The sequence below is a fragment of the Dyadobacter sp. genome (assembly GCF_039919315.1).
GTDB lineage: Bacteria > Bacteroidota > Bacteroidia > Cytophagales > Spirosomataceae > Dyadobacter.
The window spans coordinates 42,323-64,837 of sequence record NZ_JBDSFX010000021.1; the positions used below are offsets into that span (position 1 = coordinate 42,323).

General features: G+C 43.5%; 24 protein-coding genes and 1 tRNA gene. 21 read left to right on the forward strand and 4 right to left on the reverse strand.

Annotated features, from left to right (window positions below; translation table 11 throughout):
* The first annotated feature begins 13 nt into the window (after positions 1–13).
* Positions 14–98 (forward strand) — tRNA-Ser (locus tag ABIO93_RS05835).
* 771 nt (positions 99–869) lie between these two features.
* Here ABIO93_RS05835 and ABIO93_RS05840 read toward each other — a convergent pair.
* Together ABIO93_RS05840 and ABIO93_RS05845 are read right to left on the reverse strand one after the other, a co-directional pair.
* Positions 870–1,160 carry an ArsR family transcriptional regulator gene (locus ABIO93_RS05840; protein ID WP_348065394.1) on the reverse strand — a complete coding sequence of 97 codons (291 nt, stop codon included), beginning with the start codon at positions 1,158–1,160 and terminating at the stop codon, positions 870–872.
* Positions 1,161–1,256: 96 nt separating this feature from the next.
* A complete protein-coding gene (locus ABIO93_RS05845; protein WP_348065396.1) occupies positions 1,257–1,874 on the reverse strand; it encodes a DUF2652 domain-containing protein in 618 nt (205 codons plus the stop codon).
* A gap of 364 nt (positions 1,875–2,238) precedes the next feature.
* On the opposite strand from ABIO93_RS05845, the gene ABIO93_RS05850 reads away from it, so the two are divergent.
* From ABIO93_RS05850 to ABIO93_RS05925, 16 genes are all read left to right on the forward strand, one after another.
* Positions 2,239–3,048 (forward strand): SDR family oxidoreductase, encoded by an 810-nt coding sequence (locus tag ABIO93_RS05850; RefSeq protein ID WP_348065398.1) that lies wholly within the window; start codon positions 2,239–2,241, stop codon positions 3,046–3,048.
* A gap of 2 nt (positions 3,049–3,050) precedes the next feature.
* Positions 3,051–3,797, forward strand: coding sequence for an SDR family oxidoreductase (locus ABIO93_RS05855; protein ID WP_348065400.1), 747 nt, complete (start codon positions 3,051–3,053; stop codon positions 3,795–3,797).
* 8 nt (positions 3,798–3,805) lie between these two features.
* Positions 3,806–4,150: a hypothetical protein gene (locus ABIO93_RS05860; RefSeq protein ID WP_348065403.1), complete on the forward strand. Its 345-nt coding sequence runs from the start codon at positions 3,806–3,808 to the stop codon at positions 4,148–4,150.
* Between the two features lie 26 nt (positions 4,151–4,176).
* Positions 4,177–5,097 carry a helix-turn-helix transcriptional regulator gene (locus tag ABIO93_RS05865; protein WP_348065405.1) on the forward strand — a complete coding sequence of 307 codons (921 nt, stop codon included), beginning with the start codon at positions 4,177–4,179 and terminating at the stop codon, positions 5,095–5,097.
* 74 nt (positions 5,098–5,171) lie between these two features.
* Complete coding sequence (locus ABIO93_RS05870; protein WP_348065407.1) at positions 5,172–5,750, forward strand: TetR/AcrR family transcriptional regulator; 579 nt, start codon at positions 5,172–5,174, stop codon at positions 5,748–5,750.
* A 38-nt stretch (positions 5,751–5,788) separates the two neighbouring features.
* The gene (locus ABIO93_RS05875) at positions 5,789–6,406 is read left to right on the forward strand and encodes a hypothetical protein (RefSeq protein WP_348065409.1); all 618 of its coding nucleotides are present in this window, start codon (positions 5,789–5,791) and stop codon (positions 6,404–6,406) included.
* A 50-nt stretch (positions 6,407–6,456) separates the two neighbouring features.
* Positions 6,457–7,242, forward strand: a complete 786-nt coding sequence (locus ABIO93_RS05880; RefSeq protein ID WP_348065411.1) for an SDR family oxidoreductase — start codon at positions 6,457–6,459, stop codon at positions 7,240–7,242.
* Between the two features lie 72 nt (positions 7,243–7,314).
* Positions 7,315–8,382, forward strand: coding sequence for a saccharopine dehydrogenase NADP-binding domain-containing protein (locus ABIO93_RS05885; protein WP_348065413.1), 1,068 nt, complete (start codon positions 7,315–7,317; stop codon positions 8,380–8,382).
* 44 nt (positions 8,383–8,426) lie between these two features.
* A complete protein-coding gene (locus tag ABIO93_RS05890; RefSeq protein WP_348065415.1) occupies positions 8,427–9,305 on the forward strand; it encodes a helix-turn-helix domain-containing protein in 879 nt (292 codons plus the stop codon).
* 115 nt (positions 9,306–9,420) lie between these two features.
* Positions 9,421–10,215: an SDR family oxidoreductase gene (locus ABIO93_RS05895; RefSeq protein ID WP_348065417.1), complete on the forward strand. Its 795-nt coding sequence runs from the start codon at positions 9,421–9,423 to the stop codon at positions 10,213–10,215.
* 80 nt (positions 10,216–10,295) lie between these two features.
* The gene (locus ABIO93_RS05900; RefSeq protein WP_348065419.1) at positions 10,296–10,622 is read left to right on the forward strand and encodes a MazG-like protein; all 327 of its coding nucleotides are present in this window, start codon (positions 10,296–10,298) and stop codon (positions 10,620–10,622) included.
* Positions 10,623–11,087: 465 nt separating this feature from the next.
* Positions 11,088–11,684, forward strand: a complete 597-nt coding sequence (locus ABIO93_RS05905) for an NAD(P)H-dependent oxidoreductase (RefSeq protein WP_348065421.1) — start codon at positions 11,088–11,090, stop codon at positions 11,682–11,684.
* Between the two features lie 97 nt (positions 11,685–11,781).
* On the forward strand, positions 11,782–12,657 hold the full coding sequence (locus ABIO93_RS05910) for a hypothetical protein (RefSeq protein ID WP_348065423.1): 876 nt from the start codon (positions 11,782–11,784) through the stop codon (positions 12,655–12,657).
* 78 nt (positions 12,658–12,735) lie between these two features.
* A complete protein-coding gene (locus ABIO93_RS05915; protein WP_348065425.1) occupies positions 12,736–13,221 on the forward strand; it encodes a nuclear transport factor 2 family protein in 486 nt (161 codons plus the stop codon).
* Entirely contained in the window at positions 13,214–13,942 is a 729-nt protein-coding gene (locus ABIO93_RS05920; RefSeq protein ID WP_348065427.1) for an SDR family NAD(P)-dependent oxidoreductase, read from the forward strand. The genes ABIO93_RS05915 and ABIO93_RS05920 overlap by 8 nt, the downstream gene beginning before the upstream one ends.
* A gap of 101 nt (positions 13,943–14,043) precedes the next feature.
* Positions 14,044–14,799, forward strand: a complete 756-nt coding sequence (locus ABIO93_RS05925) for a glucose 1-dehydrogenase (protein WP_348065429.1) — start codon at positions 14,044–14,046, stop codon at positions 14,797–14,799.
* 383 nt (positions 14,800–15,182) lie between these two features.
* On the opposite strand, the gene ABIO93_RS05930 is transcribed toward ABIO93_RS05925, so the two are convergent.
* The gene (locus ABIO93_RS05930) at positions 15,183–16,283 is read right to left on the reverse strand and encodes an NAD(P)-binding domain-containing protein (protein WP_348065431.1); all 1,101 of its coding nucleotides are present in this window, start codon (positions 16,281–16,283) and stop codon (positions 15,183–15,185) included.
* Positions 16,284–16,793: 510 nt separating this feature from the next.
* Here ABIO93_RS05930 and ABIO93_RS05935 point away from each other — a divergent pair.
* The 3 genes from ABIO93_RS05935 to ABIO93_RS05945 all read left to right on the forward strand — a co-directional run bounded on the left by ABIO93_RS05935 (position 16,794) and on the right by ABIO93_RS05945 (position 19,677).
* A complete protein-coding gene (locus ABIO93_RS05935; RefSeq protein WP_348065433.1) occupies positions 16,794–17,552 on the forward strand; it encodes an SDR family NAD(P)-dependent oxidoreductase in 759 nt (252 codons plus the stop codon).
* Positions 17,553–17,679: 127 nt separating this feature from the next.
* A complete protein-coding gene (locus ABIO93_RS05940; RefSeq protein ID WP_348065435.1) occupies positions 17,680–18,594 on the forward strand; it encodes a helix-turn-helix transcriptional regulator in 915 nt (304 codons plus the stop codon).
* A gap of 327 nt (positions 18,595–18,921) precedes the next feature.
* The gene (locus ABIO93_RS05945; RefSeq protein ID WP_348065436.1) at positions 18,922–19,677 is read left to right on the forward strand and encodes a glucose 1-dehydrogenase; all 756 of its coding nucleotides are present in this window, start codon (positions 18,922–18,924) and stop codon (positions 19,675–19,677) included.
* 598 nt (positions 19,678–20,275) lie between these two features.
* Here ABIO93_RS05945 and ABIO93_RS05950 read toward each other — a convergent pair.
* Positions 20,276–21,181 carry a helix-turn-helix transcriptional regulator gene (locus tag ABIO93_RS05950; RefSeq protein ID WP_348065438.1) on the reverse strand — a complete coding sequence of 302 codons (906 nt, stop codon included), beginning with the start codon at positions 21,179–21,181 and terminating at the stop codon, positions 20,276–20,278.
* A 248-nt stretch (positions 21,182–21,429) separates the two neighbouring features.
* Here ABIO93_RS05950 and ABIO93_RS05955 point away from each other — a divergent pair, with 248 nt between their 5' ends.
* Positions 21,430–22,482, forward strand: a complete 1,053-nt coding sequence (locus ABIO93_RS05955) for an NAD(P)-dependent alcohol dehydrogenase (protein WP_348065440.1) — start codon at positions 21,430–21,432, stop codon at positions 22,480–22,482.
* The last annotated feature ends 33 nt before the right edge of the window (positions 22,483–22,515 follow it).

Consider the following 22,515-nt stretch of genomic DNA (forward strand, 5'->3'; position numbering starts at 1 on the left):
CGGCGAAATATTTAGAGAGATGGCAGAGTGGTCGATTGCGACGGTCTTGAAAACCGTTGACTGTTAAAGGTCCGGGGGTTCGAATCCCTCTCTCTCTGCAGGACACATAAGTGTATAATAATCAATTAGTTATAGCGGAGGTGTTTCCTCCGCTATTTCTGTTTTATGGCATTTAACTAGTTGATTGTCAGAGTCAGTTTCGTGGGCAACTCGGACAAAGTTGCCCGAGTTGGTGAGCTATTCGGTGAGCATTTTTGATATCTGAGATGCTCACCAACAAAGGTTGATCGTGGAAAACCTAGGTTGAATTATACTCGTTCAGGACAACAAATACCGCTATAGCTTAGAAGGTATTGTGAAGAAATGATGCACCAATCTATCCAGCTAATAACATAGCTTACATTAAGTTTTGATTTATTGCATGTCTGGTTTGCAAGGCCTTAAAGAATCGGTCGGTCCGCAGAACAGTGCTTGAACGCAGATATTATCTGATGGTAGGGGCTCCCTAGTGCTCGAATAAGAGTGAGCTGTTCGGCGAGTGGCTTCTTCAGAGTTCCAATTAGTACCTGGTTCAAAGTAGGATACAAAATGTGTTTAGATCTGTTCTGCTTCAATCAAATTACACGGAAGTGCTACCGAATGCCGCCGAAAAATAAATTGATCGTCTGGATATGGCTGACTAGTACACTTTAACTGTGGTAAAGCGTAATTCCGTCGAAAGTGCCAAAGCTTCGTTTCCATCACTTGATCAGTGTTTTCAAATTCGATAAATGGAAGTGGCACACGTTAACGGTAATTTGCCAGCATAGCCTAAACATACGTAACAATCACACCATAAAAAAATCTTACTCTTCATCCATCATATAACCCTAACTCCGCCTCGGACGTTGATTTACAAGCTCTTGTAGATAACTATTTAGTTCATCGATCACTTGATAACCCAGAGAACATTTTATCCTTGCGCCATCTTTTTTAATAACCAACAAACCCGTGTCGCGAAGAATCTTGATATGGTGTGATATCGTGGGTTGGGATAGGTTGAAAGTTACCAGCAGATCTGAGTATTCTATCCATTCCTGTTTCGCTGCTTCAATAAGCATCAATACCCGATTGTGGTCGCTTAACGCCTTTGATACCCTAATAAAATCTTTTAATTCCATACTCGAGGATCTTGAAGTTGACAGAGCGATCGCAAACAGTGAGACATCTAACAAAAACGAACTGGCTAGATGGGTGCAGTATTAAAAGCGCTATTTTCACCATGATAAGCTTTGCCGGGCATTAGCGCCGCATGCTGTTGTACCATTTTGCTGAAATGGAAAATATGTGTAGCACAGGCTTCCAACGTCATATAGCTCACAGGCATTATAACCGCCCGGCAGGGGTAGCTTATTCTGAGATGTCAGCTCCTTGATATACTGGTTTGTAATCAGCACATAAGTGTCGAGTCCAATGCTGTTCTTTAAAAGTCTGTGCGCATCAATTAACGGACGTCCGAAGAGTTTGAAAAAACGTCCGATTTGATATACACTCATCTCTCCATAGTGCACAATGACTTTAAGGCTTAAATCTTTGACAATTGGGTAAACGCCTTTTAACTTTTTAATCTGAGCATGCTGAGCATGAAAGGAGTGCAGGATTTTTTTAAACTGGGTCAGTATCTTTGTGACAGATAACGGTTTGCCGAACTGATAAAACAGGATTGCGTCACCTTCTATTTCCGAGATTTGAAATGAGAGCTCGTTTGCATTGATAATCGAGTTAAACAGTTGCCTGATAATCCAGTTCCCATCTTCGTTAGCAGTCCTGCTTACAAACTTGGTGAAACCACTGATATCTACGATAAAGATTAGTCCTTTTGATCCCTTTTTCATTGCAATATTGGTTTGTGAACTTGCATTGCAAATGTCACAAATGTTTGTAGCGCCAAGGTTTCCAGAAATGTAAAAGATGTATCCATCTTGGACTGGGTATGTTACTGGATTTGCACTGGTTAGCTAATTTCGTTTTAAGTATTTCCAGGATCTTACCATTCCTGTTATCCGGATTGTTGCTGCTTTTACGGTAACTTGGGTTGTGTCGCCATAGTTTAACAAGTAAACACCATTTTGAAACAATTGTTTCAGAAAATGTATTAAATTTTTTGGTGGACGCTTTTGGATACAACATTGACCAAAATGGAAACATGCATGAACGGCTCTGGTGAGACCTTTGCATCGAACCAAAAACAATAAAACAATGCAAACCATATTCATTACCGGAGCATCATCCGGACTGGGAAAAGAAACTGCGAAGCTATTTCTGGCTAATGGCTGGAGAGTCATCGCCACCATGCGAAACCCTGAAAAGGAAACCGATCTTATTGGGCTAGAGAACCTGACCCTACTGGCTTTGGATGTAACAAATCTGCAACAGATAAAAGATGCCACCCAAGAGGCCATATCAATGGGCGTGGATGTTGTCTTAAACAATGCGGGCTATGGACTGGTTGGAGGATTTGAAGGGTATTCTGATGAGCAAATAAAAAGGCAACTGGATACGAACCTGCTGGGCGTTTTCAGGGTAAGCCAGCCTTTTATAACTTCATTTCGCAGGCAAGGCAAAAATGGGGTTTTTTTAACAATTACTTCGGCAGCAGGAATAGCGGCTAATCCCCTTGCTTCGGTGTACAGCGCTACCAAGTTTGCTTTGGAGGGATGGAGCGAGGCAATGAACTATGAAACCAACCAATTTGGCATCGCCTTTAAAACGGTTGCACCAGGTGCAATGAACACCGATTATGTTGGCAGGTCATTGACTTACGTTGCACATGAAACATATGAGCCGCTCTGGAACAAGATGATGGCTGGCTTTGAAGATGGCAGCACCAATGTGGTATTTTCAGAGCCGGCTGCTATTGCAGCAGTGGTGTATGAGGCTGCCACGGACGGCAAGGCGCAATTGCGTTACCTGGCTGGCCCGGATGCGGTCAATGCTTCAAAGACGCGTCAGCAGCTCGGCCTGCAAGCGCACAGTGAACAAATCAGTGAACTCTATAATATCAACTGATTATGGAAAGTGTAAATTTAAGTGGTAAGGTAGTTGTTATCACCGGGGCCAGCAGCGGCATTGGCAAGGCAATCGCAAAGTATCTGGCAAGCCAGGGCGTTATCGTCAGTCTTGGTGCACGGCGTATGGATAAACTAATAGAGCTGCAAGACCAAATTACTATTGAGGGTGGAAAAGCGGCATTCTTCCTTACTGACGTAACGCAAAAAGAATCGGTTGACGCGCTCATCAAGCATACGTTGGAAATTTTTGGAAAAGTGGATGTGATCATCAACAATGCAGGGGTGATGCTACTGTCAAAACTGGAGGAACTGCGCTACGAGGAGTGGGATGCCATGATCAGTACAAACCTGAAAGGCATGCTGTATGGAATTGGCGCTGCGTTGCCTTATTTCAAAGCGCGGAAGGAAGGGCACTTTATCAATATTTCTTCCTTATCTGGCCACCGGGTAGATCCGACAAGTGCTGTATATTCAGCAACCAAATATGCCGTAAGGGCACTCTCAGAAGGATTACGCCAGGAAGTCAAACTCTACAATATCCGGTCAACAATAATCTCGCCGGGTATTATCCAGTCGGAACTAACCCAGGCTATCACGGATGCTTATTCAAAAGAAATGGTAAAAGGCATGGAAAGTTTTGCGATATCAGCTGATGCGGTGGCACATGCCGTGGCATACGCGATAAGTCAGCCCCAGGATGTGGACATTAGTGAAATGATAATCCGTCCAACTGCACAACCCTATTAAACAAAACAATGTCAGACATAAAACAACCAGGTGGCCTGCAACCAGGTGGCCTGCAACCAGGTGGCCTGGAAATGACCACCTTTCAACTTGAAAAAGGGAAGACCTATCAGGATTTTATTGAAGCCAATGCTTATGTGGACACCTGGCTTAAAAAGCAGCCTGGCTTTCAGTCCAGGCACATTGCCCAGAGACGAGACGGAACGATTGTCGATGCGCTGATCTGGGATTCAGAGCAGCAGGGCACCGATGCCATGCACCGGCTAATGGACGAGCTGGCAGGTTCACCTGTACATGATGTGATCGACCAGGGGACATTTTCTTGGAATATTTACCCTATCTATCATCAAATTTGACCCAGGCGGTTACAGCCGGTAAGACTATGAAAAAGGAAGAATTTCAACCCCATATCTTTCAAAGCATCTCTGAGCTTTTGCGCGCTTTGGGATTGCCCAAACCGACGCACCCTCTTGTGGCACTGGTCGATTATAAGGATATCCGCGTCGATACCAGCGATATTGCAAAAGGCTATATTCTGAATTTTTACAAGATCTCGTTTAAAAAGCATTTTGCAGGTCAGCTCCGTTATGGGCAAGGTCATTACGATTTTGAGGAAGGGGGCCTCTCATTCACAGCCCCAAACCAGATCATATCCGCCGCCCAGGAAGAGAAAGATTATAGCGGTTACACTTTGCTTTTCCATTCGAATTTTATCCGGAATTATCCCCTTGGGAAAAATATGATAAAGTATGGGTTCTTCTCCTACTCGGTGGCAGAAGCGCTATACCTATCTGATAAAGAGAAGAAAGTAATCTTTTCTTTATTTGATGCAATAGCATCAGAGCTCGATAATAATATCGACCATTTCAGTCAGGATGTGCTGGTGTCACAGATTGAGACACTGCTCAATTATAGTAACCGATTTTATAACCGTCAGTTTATAACAAGAAAAGTGGTGCACAACGACCTGATTGCAGAGATGGAATCGTATTTATCTAAATTTTTCAATGAAGATAGGGCACTCCTGGAAGGGCTGCCAACGGTCCAGCAGTTATCTGACCATTTGAACGTTTCCCAGCGCTACCTGAGTGATATGCTTCGTTCGCTTACCGGCCAAACCACCCAACAACATATACACGCCCGGTTAATCGAGAAAGCAAAAGATATTTTAAGCACAAGCAATCTGACCATTGCAGAGATAGCCTATCAGCTTGGCTTCGAATACCCACAGTCTTTCAATAAACTTTTTAAGAGTAAGACAAAAATCTCACCACTGGAATTTAGGCAATCATTCAACAATTAAACTAAGGAACAGCTCATAAAAAAACAAACGTTTCAGAATTGAACTAAATTTGTGTCCCATTTGTAAATTAAGGCATGGCAAGAAATGTTGAATTTGATGAAAAGTTAGCGGTTTCCAAGGCAATGGATGTCTTTTGGAGAAAAGGCTATAATGGCACTACGATGAGAGATCTGACAGAGGCGATGGGTATTAACAGTAGTAGCCTCTATAATACGATTGGCGACAAACACGAACTTTTTATCCGAAGCTTAAAGCATTTTACAGAGTCAAGGATGAGAGCTGCTTTAAAGCAGTTGGAACCTATCAAGTCGCCGATAAAAGCAATTGAAAAGTTTATTCAATCGTCCGCCTATACCATTACAAATGAACCAGATAGTTGCCTGGCCATTAAAACGACATTTGAAGTAGCTACAACTGACAAGCAGGTTCAACAGATCATAAAAGCGGACAATGATTTTACTTATAATCTGTTGATCGGTTTAGTGGAAAGGGCCATAGAGAAAGGAGAAATAAAAGTGAGCCGGGACGCAGCCATGTTAACGGACTATATCATCAACCATTTTACCGGTTGGCACGAGTCGTTTATCATTCACCAGGACAAGGCACGCATCAAGAAAATGGCAACATTTCTGTTGCAGCAGATAAGCCTGTAATTTTTTTGGTAAATATATGAAACAAATGTTTTAAAAATATGAATATACAGGAGCAGTACAAAAACTACTTCACGGCAAAAGAAAAGCCCGAAGTTGTGCAAATAGATAAAGCCAGCTATGTTTCCATCTTGGGTAAGGGAAGCCCTGGTACGGCTGCTTTTTATAAAAAGAAAGCGGCCATAAAAGAATTTATTGTGGCATTAGAGAAAAGGTCTGCGCTGACGGATCATGCATTTACAAGCAGGGTCGTGGAAATATTTTACTGGTTTGATCAGGAGCAGGTTGGATTTGTCGACATTGGCCGCTTTTATACAACAGTTGATTTAGATTTGCTTCATTACCGGATTTCGATCCGTATTCCTGAATTTATAACCAGTGAGGCCATTGCACAAACGGCACAACAACGACAAGATATTCCCTTCGCCAGCGACTTTGAACATTTCACCTACACAGCAGGGACTTGTGTACAGCTTTTACATACAGGACCTCTTGCCGGGGAATTGCAAAGGCTACCTGTGCTGCAACGATTTGCCACCGACAACGGTTTTATAAAATCTGGCATGCATCATGAAATTCATCTGACAAATTTTGAGGTCGGAGAAAGTCAGGCACATCTTCAAACGATCCTACGCGATCCCGTAGCAAAGCAACAATAGTTTTTTTTTAATCATATGTGAAACAAATGTTTCAATAATAACAATCAGTAATGGAAGTATTAACAAAAGAATTAACCGGGAAAGTAGCGCTGGTTACCGGAGGTACAAAAGGTATAGGCAGAGCAATAGCAGATGAACTTGCTCGCCTGGGAGCCACCGTGATTATTTCAGCAAGGAGCAGGCCTGATTCAAATACGGAGCACGCCTTTATCGCAGCAGACCTAACCAAACCAGGAGATAATAAACAGTTAGCAAGCAAAATTTTAGAAGAATATGGCGCCCTTGATATTTTAATTAATAATGTGGGCGGGACATCCGCGCCGGCAGGGGGTTTTAGTGTACTCACTGATCAGGACTGGGAAAATGATCTGCAATTGAATCTATTGGCAGCCATCAAGCTGGACCGGTCGCTTGTTCCCTTGATGATTGAGCGTAACACTGGCGTGGTTATTCATATTTCCTCTCTTAATGGAAAGTTACCGCTTTATGCTTCTAATTTCTCCTACGGTGTAACCAAGGCAGCCCTTAACAATTACAGCAAGGCATTGGCTAATGAAGTTGCATCCAAAGGTGTGCGTGTAATTACCGTCTCACCAGGTATGGTAAAGACCACAGCCATGGAAAGTTTTCTTCACAGCTATGGCTCTTCTTTGGGAAAAAATCTGGAAGAAACAGCCCAGCTGATCATGGACAGTCTGGGAGGGGTACCAATGAACAGACTCGCTCAGCCAGAAGAAATAGCGCATCTGATAGGGTTTCTGGTTTCACCCAAAGCCTCCTACATCACCGGGAGCAACGTCGTAATAGATGGGGGAACCATACCTACTGTTTTTTAATAGATGATAGATGTAGCTCAAATATATAAGTTAGGTGAATGCGTCTAGCGGCTGATCGTTTTGGTTGACCTCATGAATATTGATATCAGGACAGTTTTAGATGGCTTTTTGCCAAGACATAAAATCTTTTTAAAAATAAAGACAATGATACAAGAACCCGTAAAAGGTAAACTTCTAATTTATGGCGCCACAGGATATACCGGAACCATGATTTCCCACGAGGCTGCCCGGCGTGGTCTGAATTTTGAGATTGCAGGCAGAAATGAAGAAAAGCTGTCGGCATTATCGCAGCAGCTTAATGTCCCTTACCACGTGTTTTCCGTGCAAGATAAACCGGGCTGGGAAAAAAGTCTTTTGGATAAAACGTGTTTGCTTAACGTCGCAGGGCCATTTAGCGAAACTGCGGAACCGGCTATGGATGCCTGCATTACTCATCAGGTTCACTATGTAGATATCACAGCCGAAGTCGATGTTTACCGCCTTGCCGAGTCCAAAGATTCGCTTGCCATAGCCGCTGGCGTTATGATCCTGGCTGGCGCAGGGCTTTTCTCGACGTATGATCCGCTGATCTTACACACTGCTAAGCGCATAAAAAATCCTGTTGCTTTAAGAGCAGCTTTTCAATATAGTGGCGGATTTACGCCCGGTTCTATTGCCAGTAGCGCTAACATTATCAATGCAGGGGTTCTGGTAAGAAGAAACGGATCAATAGAAAAACTGTCACAAGCGGCACCTGCGGACTTTGATTTTGGACATGGTTTACAGCAGTGCTTTCCAACGCCACTGGGCGGAGTTGTACTTTGTTACAAATCGACTGGCATTCCCAATATTGAAGAGTTTTTTCAGATGGCATTGCCAGCAAGCGCAGGATCAGACCATTCAACGGTTGGAGACGAAGAAATAAGCCCGGATCCGATGGAAGAGCCAAGCAGGATTTTGGCTGAAGTTACAGGACTTGATGGCTCTGTTGCAAAATCAATGGCCATTATGCCGTCAGGTTATATGCCAACAGTAACAGCATCAGTCCAGGTTGCCTCCCTTGTGTTAGATGGCCTCTATAAAGCAGGCTTCCAGTCGCCTGCTTCTGTATATGGAGAGCAATTGCTGGAAACATTGCAAGTCGAGATTATCGACCTGTAGAATTATTATTAAACGATATGGATGTCCAGCCTTTAGTGCCCCGAATGAATGTAAATTATCACCGGGCCAGGGTCTTTGAAAAACAGCCAATAAAGGATGATTTTCAAATAGTTCGTGTCCCTGGTGGGGATCAAGGGTTTAGTTGTTTACCCTATAATCAGAAAGGCCTTTTTAAGATTAGTATTCATCACGGGGCCAACCGCATCTATTATGCAGACAAAGTGGTGGAAATGAAAGAAAGGGCTATTTTGTTTTCCAGACCCAATATGGTTTACCATTTCGAGCCGCTTGGTGAACAGTATTCGGGCTACATATGTGTTTTTACAGAAAAGTTTTTCGATCAGTTTGTGAACATTAATGATTATCCGCTATTCAAACCGGGAGTGTCTCCCTTAACGGAAATATCTGATTCACAGATGGAAGCTTTTGTGGAAGTATTTGAGAAAATGGAGCTTGAGCATGGGCTTGATTTTACCTACAAACATGATACAATAAGGGTTCTGGTCCTTCAATTAATACTGGACACGCTCAAACTACGGCCTAATCCTGATTTAAGATCCAGGGAGTCCAATAGTGCAATGCGGCTTAGCCACCACTTTAAGGAATTACTTGAAGGACAGTTTCCGATCCTGAGCCCGGGGTATAAAATGCTTCTCAGGCACCCGGCCGAGTTTGCCGACGCATTATTTGTACACGTAAATCATCTTAACCGGTCCCTGAAAGAAGTGACTGAGAAAACTACCTCCCAATTAATTGCAGACCGTATTTTTTTAGAAGCTAAGCTTCTTTTACAGAATACAGATTGGAATATCAACGAAATAGCATGGTGTCTGGGGTTTGAAGATTTGGCTCATTTTATCAAATTTTTCAAGAAAAACGCGGGTACGACACCCAGTGGGATGAGGAAAGTGCTTGCTGTTTGATTTTGCTATATTCTCGTTTGATTCTGCCAATTCCGCAGCGAAAAGCCGACCTAATTTTACGTCATGAAACGAATCGGTCACAATGTAGTGATAGCATACAACAGTAAAATAGAAAATGGAAAGTAGTCAGAATTATAATTCAGAGCTTAAAGGTAAAATTGCCCTTGTCACAGGCGGAACAAAAGGTATTGGGAAAGGAATTGCCGACAGATTAGCACAGGCTGGCGCCAAAGTAATCGTAACAGCCAGAAATCATCCGGGCGATGTTGATCTACAGCATCATTTTATCGCAGCGGACCTGACAGTTGCAAGTGAAACTGCCAGGGTGATTGGTAAGATCAACGAGAAATTTGGAACGATAGATATCCTGATCAATAACATGGGCGGCTCCACAAGCCCGTCGGGTGGGTTTGGCGCTCTTACCGACCTGCACTGGGAAAATGATATTCAATTGAATTTGCTGGCACCCGTGCGTATGGACAGGGCAGTTTTACCGCAAATGATTAAGGCGCAAAACGGGGTAATTATCCATATCTCCTCGATTAGCGGAATATCACCGCTTTACGAATCACTGGGTGCCTATGCTGTGGCTAAGGCAGCCTTAATTAATTACAGTAAAAGCCTTTCAAAAGAAGTAACCCCCAAAGGCGTGCGTGTACTTACGGTATCTCCTGGCATGGTCAAAACCGACACAATGGAAGCATTCTTAGGCTCACTGGCAGAATCAGCCAACACGAGTGTCGAGGCAATCACCCAAAACTTAATGAACAGCCTTGGCGGGATTCCTATGGGGAGGATGGCGACTCCCGAAGATGTTGCAGAACTTGTCGGTTACCTGGTATCTCCGAGGGCATCTTACTTATCCGGCGCAAATTATGTTATTGACGGGGGAACCATTCCTACGATATAATTGGAAGGTTCAAATCGAATCAACACGCAATAGCGGCTGGCCTAACAATGCAGGCAAGAAAACATACTAAAAATTGATCTATGAAGGATTTAAGTTTTGAAGACACTGTGACCCGTTCATTAAAAATCCGGGAGCTTTACCACCAGTTAGAATTGCAGCACCATGGCAGCCATTGGACAATCCAGGAGGACGCTTTGGCTTTTCTGACAGATGCGGGGCAAGTTGGGAGATTGACAATGGCCCAGCAAGGCCGCTGGCCAAAAGGACAGAATCCACAACAGGACTTGTCGCATAAAATAGGTGAAAGTATCTGGTGGCTGATCGTTCTGGCGGACCGTATGGATATTGATATCCAAGAAGCCCTTGTTGGCTTTTTATCCAGGACGGAAGATTTACTAAAGAAATGATATCGGTGACAAAAATGTCCGTGATCAACACAGCTATCCAGATTGTTTATCGTGTAAGACGTGGTTTTGTCAGGCCTGGCTTCCAGCCGTCCGGCGCTACGCCTGGCGGGTCCCGGAAGCTGAAGCTTGTTTGATTTTGCTATATTTCGGTTTGATCATGCCAATTTTCTTTCCCCCGGCTAAGCTAATTTTACATAGTCAAAAAATTCCTTTAAAGGCGTGACTTCGGTCGAAAAATCAAAGAACCTTCCACTTGTCGCCCTGATGCTTTCTAATAATAGGAGTTCAAAATGTCTAACGTATATACATGATCGGTGGTCAGTTTTCACGCACGCTGGTTGTTTGATTTGTAAAATTTTGTTTGAATCAGACAGATTCGCACGATAGTTCATAGTAAATCATTTACAATTAGAAGGCTATTTCAATTGGGCAATTGCACTTTTGCCCTACAAATAAAATTAGATAATGAAAATATTTCATCTGATATCCAGTCCCCGCGGCGAGGCCTCGGTTAGTACAAAACTTAGTAATGCTATAGTCGAAAAATTGATGCAGGCTAGCATCGGTAGCAGGATAACAACCCGCAACCTGGCAACTCAACCTTTTCCGCAACTGAAAGCATCTCACATTACTTCCTTCTTTACTCCGGCAGATCAACTTACACCCGAGCTCGAGGAAGCAGCTAGGAACTCCGAGGAGGCAATCGCACAATTGATGGACTCTGATGTTATTGTGATCGGCGCTCCTATGTATAATTTTACGATCCACACTGCATTAAAGTCCTGGATAGATCATATTGTTCGGGCGAATAAAACCTTTGCTTTTACCGAAAACGGAGCCCAAGGTTTTATTACTGGTAAAAAGATGTACATCGGTATATCTTCCGGGGGCGTTTTTACGGAAGGTCCTTTTAAACCTTATGATTTTGCTGAGCCTTACCTGCGTTTTATATTCAGCTTTATAGGTATCACTGACATTACTATATATCGTGCGCAAGGTCTAAGCGTTCCAGGGATTGGCGAAACGGCCCTTCAAAAAGCAATAGATAGCATAGTCATTTAAATCACAAAAAATGCAACTTGCTAATTGCTGTTTTAGTAATTTACTTAAACCGGGCAGGAATGCGCACATTTCTTCCATGTTGATAATGAGTCTATTGATGACCCTTGAAATTTTCGCCCAAACCCCTGATCGCTATATCAGTCAAAATCCCTCAAAAAGGGTGTCAATAGCTCCGGCAAGTGTTTTTAAAATGTTTCGGGAGGCGGCGATGAACCCAGTTAATCATGATTTGACGGAATTTGAAAAGGCAAAAGTAAAAAATGCGTTTTCTCACTTACCAGTTTTGCACCAGAAGATCCTGAGCAAGCACCTTCATAGTATCAGCTTCATGGATAATATGCCCAATACGGCCCTGACATCACCTGTTGAAAGCACGGATTCGGTTAAGATGTTCAATATTACATTCCGGGCGGGGATTCTTAATGAAACAATTTCGCAGTGGGCAACCTGGAAAGAAAATACGTGTTATACCCGTTCCGGAAATGCAGATTATGAAGTCAGAATCGAAGCTGGTGAGATGGATGCAATATTATATGTACTACTGCATGAGGCGACCCACGTCGCGGACGCTGTTTTACAGATCACACCCCCCTCTTTTGATAAAGCTGCCTTTGTTAGCCCGACCCTGTTCACAAAAGACATTTGGCGGCAACTAACGCTGCCAGATCCGGCATTTACAGATTCCTTAACGGAGAAAACACTTTTTCGCAGTGGTAACACGGTCCCTATCGAATTGGCCACTGCCATTTATAAGAAGCTCAGGGATAAACCTTTTGCATCCTTATATGGAATGGCAAGCTGGCAGGAAGATCTTGCCGAACTTGAAACCATCTATCATCTCACCAGCAAATTGAAGCAACCATTTTGTGTAACGGTCAGAAAGAATAATGTGGAGCTTATCAGGTTCGAACCGATGAAAAATGTCTTGGTCAGAAAGAGATTAAAGCAGCTAGAGATTTTCTACAAGACTTAACATCATAGACGGCGGAATTAACCCTACCGTATGATTCGACTATAAAAATTAACCAACATAAATTTAAAAACGAATAAAATGAATCAGGCTACTTATAAAATCAGCAGCGAAAGAGAGATCGAAAATCTAATCGCACGTTATACCTACTTATTGGACAAAGGTGACTTTGCTGAAGTAGGGGCATTGTTTGCACATGGAAGAATAGGTTCTCTCGGAGAATTTACAGACGGTGCGGATATTGAAGCAATGCTTAAATCGAACCTTCAGGTCTATCCTAACGGTACGCCTCAGACAGCGCACATAACAACTAATACTGTTATTGAAATCAATGAGGATGAAACATCGGCTACTGCAAAATCATACCTCATTATTTTTCAACAGGACGTTGAGCGGTCATTTCCGTTACAACCGGTCATGACAGGTACGTATGATGACATCTTTGCAAAGATTGACGGCCAATGGCATTTCAAAGAGAGAAGCCTTTCTATGGGTTTTGCCGGAGACTTGTCGCACCACGCAAACCCGAATGGTCCATCTGCAAAAATATTGAAGGAGAATGAATAATGTAAAAACAGCGCTGGTAACCGGGGCAAACAAAGGAATAGGGTTGGCTACGGCAGAAGGGCTGGGCAAACTGGGCTATAAAGTATGGCTGGGATCGCGGGATTTTTCCCGCGGTCAGGCAGCTGTCGATCAGCTTCGTTCCAAGGGACTGGATGTACATCTGCTATTGATTAATGTTGCAGATGATAGCAGCGTATTGGAAGCCGCGCGCATTTTGAAAGAGCAGACCGCGCATCTGGATATTCTGATTAACAACGCAGGTGTGGCCCTGGACTTGAAAACGTTGCCTAGCGGTGAAAACATGAATTTGATCCGGCAAACTTTTGAGACAAATACTTTCGGCCCAATCCGGGTGACACAAGCTTTATTGCCTTTGCTCAAAGCCGCCGATCAGGCGCGGGTCATCATGTTAAGCAGTATTGTTGGGTCGATTGGCCTGAGCTCAGATCCTGATGTTATTTACGGGCAGGTCAATTTTATGGGTTACTCCGCTTCCAAAGCAGCATTGAATATGATCACGGCTGCTTTTGCAAAGGAACTTGGCCCTTTGGGTATCAAGGTATATGCTATCGAACCCGGACACATACGAACCGCGCTGAACGATCATACAGGAACGCTGAGTACGGAAGAGGGTGCTGCCGTCCCGCTGCGCTATGCAACAATGACGCTGGACGCTGCCAACGGGGGATTTTTTGGGCCTGATGGGATACTCCCCTGGTAGTCAGATTGGGTGGGGATTGATATGCCGCTGACAATTTCCGGTTAGATCTAAAAATTTGCGGACGAGATATTAGTAATAATTAATTTTTAATTCATTTAGAAATGAATAAGTTAAAGGACAAAGTAGCAATAGTAACAGGAGCTTCAAAAGGAATAGGGGCATCAATAGCAACCTATTTTGCAGCCGAGGGCGCAAAGGTTGTGGTTAACTATGCTTCAAGTAGGGAAGGAGCTGAAAAAGTGGTTAAAGCTATCACTGATAATGGAGGAATCGCTATTGCGGTGCAGGGCGATGTATCCAAAGAGAGTGATGTCACAAGACTTTTTGACGAGACCAGAAGGGCATTCGGTTCATTAGATATTTTGGTGAACAATGCCGGCATTTTCGAGTACGCTCCCATTGAAGATGCCACAGCAGATTCTTTTCATCAGCAGTTCAATATCAATGTTCTAGGTCCTTTACTTGCCATTCAGGAATCTTTGAAACTGTTTGGTAGTAAGGGCGGAAATATCATTAACATCAGCTCAGGAGCGAGCAAAACACCAGTTCCGACAGGATCGATATATTCCGCATCCAAGGCAGCATTAGATGCGGTTACGATTTCTTTGTCGAAGGAATTTAGTGGCAGGAATATTCGTATCAATTCTCTTTTACCTGGGGCTATTGAAACGGAAGGAACCCACAGTAATGGTTTTATCGGAAGTGATTTTCAAGCAAAAGTAGTTGCCAATACGCCTCTTGGCCGAACCGGGCAGCCAGAAGACGTTGCAAAAGTTGCCGTATTTCTTGCTTCGGACGAGGCGGGATGGATAACGGGAGAGAAAATATCTGTTTCAGGAGGAATTTTCGGACTTTAACTAAGTTGCCTGGATTTTAAGAAAGACAAAAAGTTTGAAAAGACAGGCATGTCAATATACTCTTGTCAAGTTTGATTGGCACGCCTGTTTTCCAGAAGTTACAATGGACGTCAGTTTTGCTCTATACTGAAATGAAGGATCAGCTTCAGTTCGCAAATAGTCATATTCAATTTGCCGATAAAAGAACTATCTATGTTAGCTTCTGCCAAATAATATTTTGTTTTATAACAGGGCTTATGTATATGAATATTGTTTTGACAGCCTTTTGGCATTGCGCTTTGTTCTATATGAAGGAGTGCTAAACACGAGCATATAATGAAAGTAACAAAATCAAACATTGCACAATTAGCCGGAACCAAGCAGTTGTTATTCGACGGTTTGAATTACAGTTCCCGACCTCCACTCAGTCCCAATGTGGCCATCAACTCCCTGGCAGCTACCGGTCCCGCTCTATTGGCGCCAATAGTGGAAGCCGACGGGCCGTATCCAGGCAAATGGATACGGGGCTCTTTGGCAACCATTGTTGCGAATCGGCCGGCCATCAGTATTCCGCCGCTTTCCTCTCTGGGTAAAACCATTTTCAAATGCTGCAGCGCTCCCCTAAAGCCCGTGTTCCATAGGATTACGTCGGCTTTTTCTTCCCTGCCATCTTCCCATTTTACCCCGCTACTTGTGATCTCGCTAAACATAGGAAAGCGCTTGAGCACACCTCTTTTTTTCATGTCTAAAACTTCTGGCGAAAGTGGTAAACCGGTAACAGAAACGACCGACAAAGGCGGCAACCCATTCCTGACCCGTTCTTCCACCAACGCCACTGCATGATGGCCCGCTACATCGTCAAAAGGTAATTCTTTAAATTCGGGAGGACGCCGGGTAACCCAGGTTGTAGTAGTCGCTTTTGAAATTTGGTCGAGTAACTGAATGGCGGATATGCCCGCACCGACTACGACGACATGCTTTCCCTTGAAGTAATCGGCAGTTTTAAAATCCCGTGTGTGCAGCTGTTCACCAGTAAAGAGATCTGCTCCCGGGTAATTAGGGATGTAGGGATTTTCCCAGGTACCGGTGGCATTAATAATGCCTAATGCAGAAAATAGAGTTTCGGACGAATCAATGTAAAACCGCTCTTTGTGGAGATAAACATTTTCTACTTTCAACGGGCGATAAACATGGATACCAAATTTCTGTTCGTACAGCTCATAGTAATGTGGCACCGCTATACTGGCTTGTACCGTCGCGCTACGCGTATCAAGCGTTTCCTGAAAAGACATACCAGGCAGATCATGGATTCTGTTTACGGTACTTAACGTGAGAGAAGGCCAGCGGTATTGCCAGGCACCACCTGCTGAGGGCGCGGCATCAAGCACGATGAAATCGGGCCCAATTGATAAGCCCAGCTTCTTTAAATGGTAAGCTGCGGATAGTCCGGCTTGACCAGCACCTATGACTACAATCTTTGTCTTATATCGGATTTTATCTGCCATTTATCATTGTTTTTAGAACCGTTCCAATTCCGGGGCCGAAATGAGGGTCGAAATCCGCCATCACAGACCGGAATTTGGCTGGGCACCGCCAAACCAAATGATCTTTGAACACGATTAGGGTTCTTTGTAAGCGGCGTGAAAACACGCGTATACTTGTAACTCTATTAGTACCCGAATTTGTTGCAAAAGACCAAGAGAAGATCCGTACATGTAAATCTTCGGCAGTATAACTAGGTCTGTTATGCAAGGATTTCGGCCTGCCGAAAAGTAAGAAACTTGTCTGGACTCTGACTATCTATTACCTTGATTTCTTTACCGCCAGGCGGCCATGTGGGTTTGTTTCCCCTTTTGAGTGGATTTGAGATATGCTCAATTGCAGTTTTTTGGATAATCATTTCTGAGAAATGGACTATCTGCGGAAAATGAGTTTGATGACTTTTGTAATGTTAACCAGCACGAACAAATACATGGTTAGCGGGTAATATTTAATCATAATTAAAAACAAAAGTCATGGCAGAGCAACTTAATCAGACAGTAGCAATTATTACAGGGGCGTCCAGTGGCATTGGGCAGGCAACCGCACTTCGTCTTGCATCGGCAGGTGCGCAGGTAGTCCTGGTAGCCAGGCGTGAGGATCGCCTTAAAAAATTGGAACAGCAAATCGTTGATGCGGGCGGAAGGGCATTTTCAATTGCAGCGGACCTTACATCAGCAGATGAAGCAGCATTAGTAATTACCAAAACGATAGCAGCATTCGGCAGGCTTGATACACTTGTTAATGCAGCCGGGGTTATGATGAACGGGCCATCGGTTGATTCACCTTTGTCAGAATGGGACCATATGGTCAACGTCAATCTCCGGGGACTGATGTATATCACAAAGGCCGCCTTACCACACCTTCTGGCAGCTGTTGCTACAAGTCCACGGAAGGTAGCAGATGTAGTCAACATTTCATCGGTATCCGGCCGGGTAGCAGCACCCGAAGTTGCAATCTATACCGCAACCAAATTTGCTGTGACAGCCGCGACAGAAGCATGGAGACAGGAATTCACGAAACAATCTTTGCGATTTTCGGTAGTCGAACCGGGAGCGACCGTGTCCGAATTATTTGAAGCAAAGGATGGGCAATGGGAGGGATTTACATCCATGTTCGGCGAGGTTGAACGTCTGCATGCAGAAGACATCGCCGAGGGTATCGCATTCATTGTTACCAATCCCCGGCGAGTTGCAGTAAACGAAATGCTCATCCGGCCAACCGATCAGGCATGATCTTCACTGGTCAGAAACAAACGTCAAGCCAGCCAAGATGCTCCTAAAATTATATTTTTATGAGTGCCGACCTCTGGTTAACTTACAACTGGATAAAAATTGACATTCATTTATTAAAACACAATCCATGAAAGATCAACAGGTTCCATATTTGATCAAATCCATTGGGGAACTGCATGAATTCTGGGGAATAGGAAAGCCGAAGCATCCATTGGTGAGTGTCTTTCGGCTTGAAAACACAATCCCAAAACTGACTTTGCCGGAAGTCCATATGTTCAACTTTTATGCAATTTCCATTAAGAAGAATTTTGAAGGAAAAATGAAATACGGTCAGCGCAACTATGATTTTGATTCGGGCGTCATGTCGTTCATTGCACCGCATCAGGTCATGCAGCACAAACAAGGAGACTCATCCCCGAAAGAAGGAATAAGTCTGGTCTTCCACCCGGATTTTCTGGCAGGATTTCCTTTGAATAAGGCTATAAAAAACCATGGCTTTTTTTCGTACCAGTTGAATGAAGCCCTGCATCTTTCGGAACAAGAAGAACTGACTGTGGGAAATATTATGAAAAATATTGAATCCGAGTACCTGTCGAATATAGATAAATTCAGCCAGAACGTGATTGTCTCAAATATTGAATTGCTCTTGCAATATGGAGATAGGTACTACAATCGCCAGTTTATAACCCGAAAGCTCGCCAACGATGAGATTCTAATCCGATTAGAAGATCTGCTTTCTGCTTACTTCGACAACGATTCCGCCTTGGAAAGCGGAATGCTGACAGTAAAGTCACTTTCGGACCAATTAAATATCTCCCCTAACTATTTGAGTGATATGCTCAGGAGCATAACCGGTCAAACTACCCAGCAGCACATCCACAACAAACTGATGGAAAAGGCCAAAGTATTATTGACGACAACGAACCTGTCTGCACGCGAGATCGCATTTCAATTGGGTTTTGAGTATCCTCAATCCTTCAACAAGCTGTTTAAAAAAAGGACTGAAATGTCACCTCTGGAATTTAGAGAGTCATTTAATTAAAATATGTTTCTGGATGACTTTTACTTTGAAGGTAACAGCGGTCAGCGGGTCAAAAAAACCTGTTCGACATCATAAATGGTAACCGATTACTGATAATCCCTGTTTTCTCCCAGGATAGGACAAAGCATCCGCTCAACTACATTTCATGGTCTTAGGCAGGCGTTATCTGCTGTCCAGAAATTTGTGTGACCTTTAAACCGGTTACCCGCAATACCCATATCTGATTCCAAGTGAGTCTTTGAGGATGTGACTTCGGTCATGTTCTGGGTTACAAATTATTTATTAGAGAATCTAAAAAGACAATACTTAAACAAACAAATCAATACTATGAAACTTCATGAAAAAGTAGCGCTTGTCACAGGTGCTTCATCTGGAATCGGAGAGGCAATTGCTCTGTTATTTGCAAAAGAAGGTGCCAAAGTTGTTGTAGGTGCCACAAAAATTGAAAAGGCGCAGCTCGTCGTTGATGAAATAGTATCTGGCGGGGGACAGGCCATAGCGGTGGCATCAGATATCTCTGATAAGCAAAGCATTGAAGCAATGTTTGAACAAATTCAGAAGCAACTCGGACCAGTTGATATTCTGGTCAACAATGCGGGCTATTTTGATAAGTTTGCTCCTTCGCTGGAAGCAGAGGAGGAGCTCTGGGACAAAGTCTTTGACACAGACATGAAAGGAACGTATATGGTCACAAATGCAGCCCTGCCAGGCATGCTCGATAAAAAATTGGGCGTGATCATCAACATCGGATCCGTTGCGAGCAGTTTTGCCAAGTTTGGAGGGGCTGCCTACATCTCTGCAAAACATGCGATGCTGGGGTATACCAAGCAAATGGCATACGATTATGGTAAAAAAGGCATCAGAACGAACATAATCCTGCCAGGCGTAATTGAAACTAAATTTTTTACGGGCAATGTAACTGAACAGCAGCAGAAAGATGTCCGGGATACAACAGAAAAACTTCCTGCCGGTCGTGTTGGCTACCCGATTGATGTTGCTAATGCAGCACTCTTCCTGGCTTCGGATGATTCCAGCTATATACATGGAGCTTCCCTTCTGATTGATGGTGGGCTGACACTTTAAGTAATGCTGGCAAAATGAGCTGAGCATGATCGCTCTCAACTCGATTTTTATCCCACTAACATCATCATGATCGACAGGCGAGTTCTGACAATTGCCGAGGTTACTTATGATCCTGACGCTTGACGAGTTCAGTAAAGAATTTATTGTATTCTTCGATTACGGAGCGTCCCAGTGAACATTTTATTTTTTTACCCTCTTTTCTTGTAACCAGCAAGCCTGCGTCCCGTAGGGTTTTTAGATGGTGCGAGATAGTGGGTTGGGCAAGATTAAAATTTGCCGCAAGATCTGCGTATTCGGTCGAATCATATTTTCCGACCTGCAAAAAGCATTAAAATCCTATGATTGTCACTTAGTGCTTTTGATATCCTGTTAACTTCATTTACATCCATAGTCAGATTGAACAGTCGGGATCACCTATCGATGACACCAAACCGGCACTTTTCATCCGCAAGGCTTTCACTGTTTTGTTTTCAACAGTCATATTTCATCGTGTTTTATGTTGGCAAATTCGGATAAGCCGAGCGCATTTTGTATCGACGTAAAATTATGTAAATGGTCTGCTTAAAAGTTGGTCAGATCAAATGGAAAGCTGGAAAAATCAAACAGGTTGATTTTTTCTGTAAAGCTTTGGTGTGAGGTGCTGGTTTTTTTTGAAGAAATTAATGAAATGCGGAAGGTCATCAAATCCCAGGCTCCATGCAATCTCAGAAATATTCCAGTCGGTATGCGCAAGAAGGCTTTTGGATTCCTGCATGATTCTTGCGGCGATCAATTGTGAGGTGGTTTTTCCTGTGACAGCCTTTAATGCGTGGTTCAGGTGATTGACGTGAACAGACAACTGATTGGCAAATTCAGTGGGATGACGAAGCTCCATACGCTGGATGGTCGATTCAATTGGAAACTGTCTCTCGAGCAGTTCCGTAAAAATGGAAACGATGCGTTGTGACCCATTCGAATCCTTATAAGGCTGAAAAGTGGCGGGCTCCATTTTAAGTGCGGCGAAAATTAATTGAAGCACCATCGCCCGAAGCGAATCATATTTGTAACTGAATTCAAGCGTGATCTCACTGAGCATCAGCTTAAAGATATCTTCAAATGCACCAAATTGTTCTTTATTGAGGTGAAACAGGGGAACATTACCCGGCTTGAAAACAGGGTAATCTTTAATGGGCATGAACTGATCGAAAAAATCTTCCGTGAACACACAGAAATAAGCGACCTGTTCAGATTCCAGATGTTCCCAGGAATAAGGAATATTGGGATTGGTAAATAACAAAGCACAGTCAAAATCAACGGTTTTGTCGGCGTAGTATAGTTTTGTTTTCCCTTTCAGCAGGCTGATCTTATATAATGCTTTCCGGTTGAAGGGTTTGCAATTAAACTCTTCATCCCTGTCATGTTTTACACAAAAAACGTTGAAACGCTGAACATCTTTGCCGATCTCGCCGGGCATCCAGACGCGCTCATCATCTTTAAGGTCCTCATGTAAATCAATATCTCTCATTTCTGATAACCATTTTATGGTTGTTCCAATCACTGTTATGCTTACAGAACAGCTGCAAAAGTAACTAATAATTGGCGTTGCAAATTTATAAAATCAAAGCAATAGTTGTAAAAATCAAATAATCGTTGTTGTGTAAATTCATCCATTTCGGAGGTTTGATTTTTTCAGTTTTCTCTTTGATCTATACAAGTGGCCAGCCAGGCCAGCTGGTAATTTTGTGCTTTCTACAAACATAACAAAGACTAAAAATGATAACAGCAAAAGGATATGCGGCGCAAAGTGCTAACCAGGAATTGAGCCCCTGGAATTTTGAACGCAGAGATGTCGGGCCACATGACGTACAAATTGATGTCTTGTTTTGCGGGGTATGCCACTCAGATATTGCGCAGATTAACAATGAATGGTTCCCGGGTATATTTCCCATGGTGCCCGGTCATGAAATCGTAGGACGTGTCGTAAAAGTGGGGGACCACGTGAAGGGATTTAAGGTAGGTGATCTGGCCGGCGTTGGCACACTTGCCAATTCCTGTCGGCACTGTGCGCCGTGCAATGATGGCGAGGAAGTTTACTGTGAAAATGGTGTCATTCCGACCTATAATGGCTTAGACAAATATCTGGACAATCAACCCACCTATGGCGGCTATTCCAATACTATGGTATCCGATGAGCGGTTTACCGTCCATATACCGGAGAATCTGGATTTACCGGCAGTAGCTCCTTTGTTATGTGCGGGCATCACAACATATTCTCCTTTGAAACACTGGAAAGTCGGCAAAGGGCACAAACTGGCTGTACTTGGATTAGGCGGCCTTGGTCACATGGCGGTTAAATTCGGTGTGGCTTTGGGCGCTGAAGTCACCATTCTGAGCTCGTCTCCTAAAAAAGAGGCTGATGCTAAAAAATTAGGTGCACATCACTTCGTGGTGACCTCTGATACCGAAGAAATAGAAAAAGTAAAAAACTCGTTTGACTTCATTCTTGACACCGTAAGTGCGCAGCATGATTTCGACTTTTATGGTTCATTGCTCAGACTGAACGGCGTTCATATTGTTGTAGGCATTCCACCGCAAGGATTAGAAATCAAACAGGTATTCGGATTACAACTTGGCCGCAGAAGTATTGTTGGATCGGCTTCAGGTGGCCTTAAAGAGACACAGGAAATGCTGGATTTCTGCGCAGTACACAACATCGTTTCGGACATTGAAATCATCGACATTAAAGATATCAAAACAGCCTTTGAACGCATGGAAAAAGGTGACGTGAAGTACCGTTTTGTGATTGATGTTGCATCGATACAATAGCTTCAAAAAGCAAGAAAAAGTTACGGCCCGCAA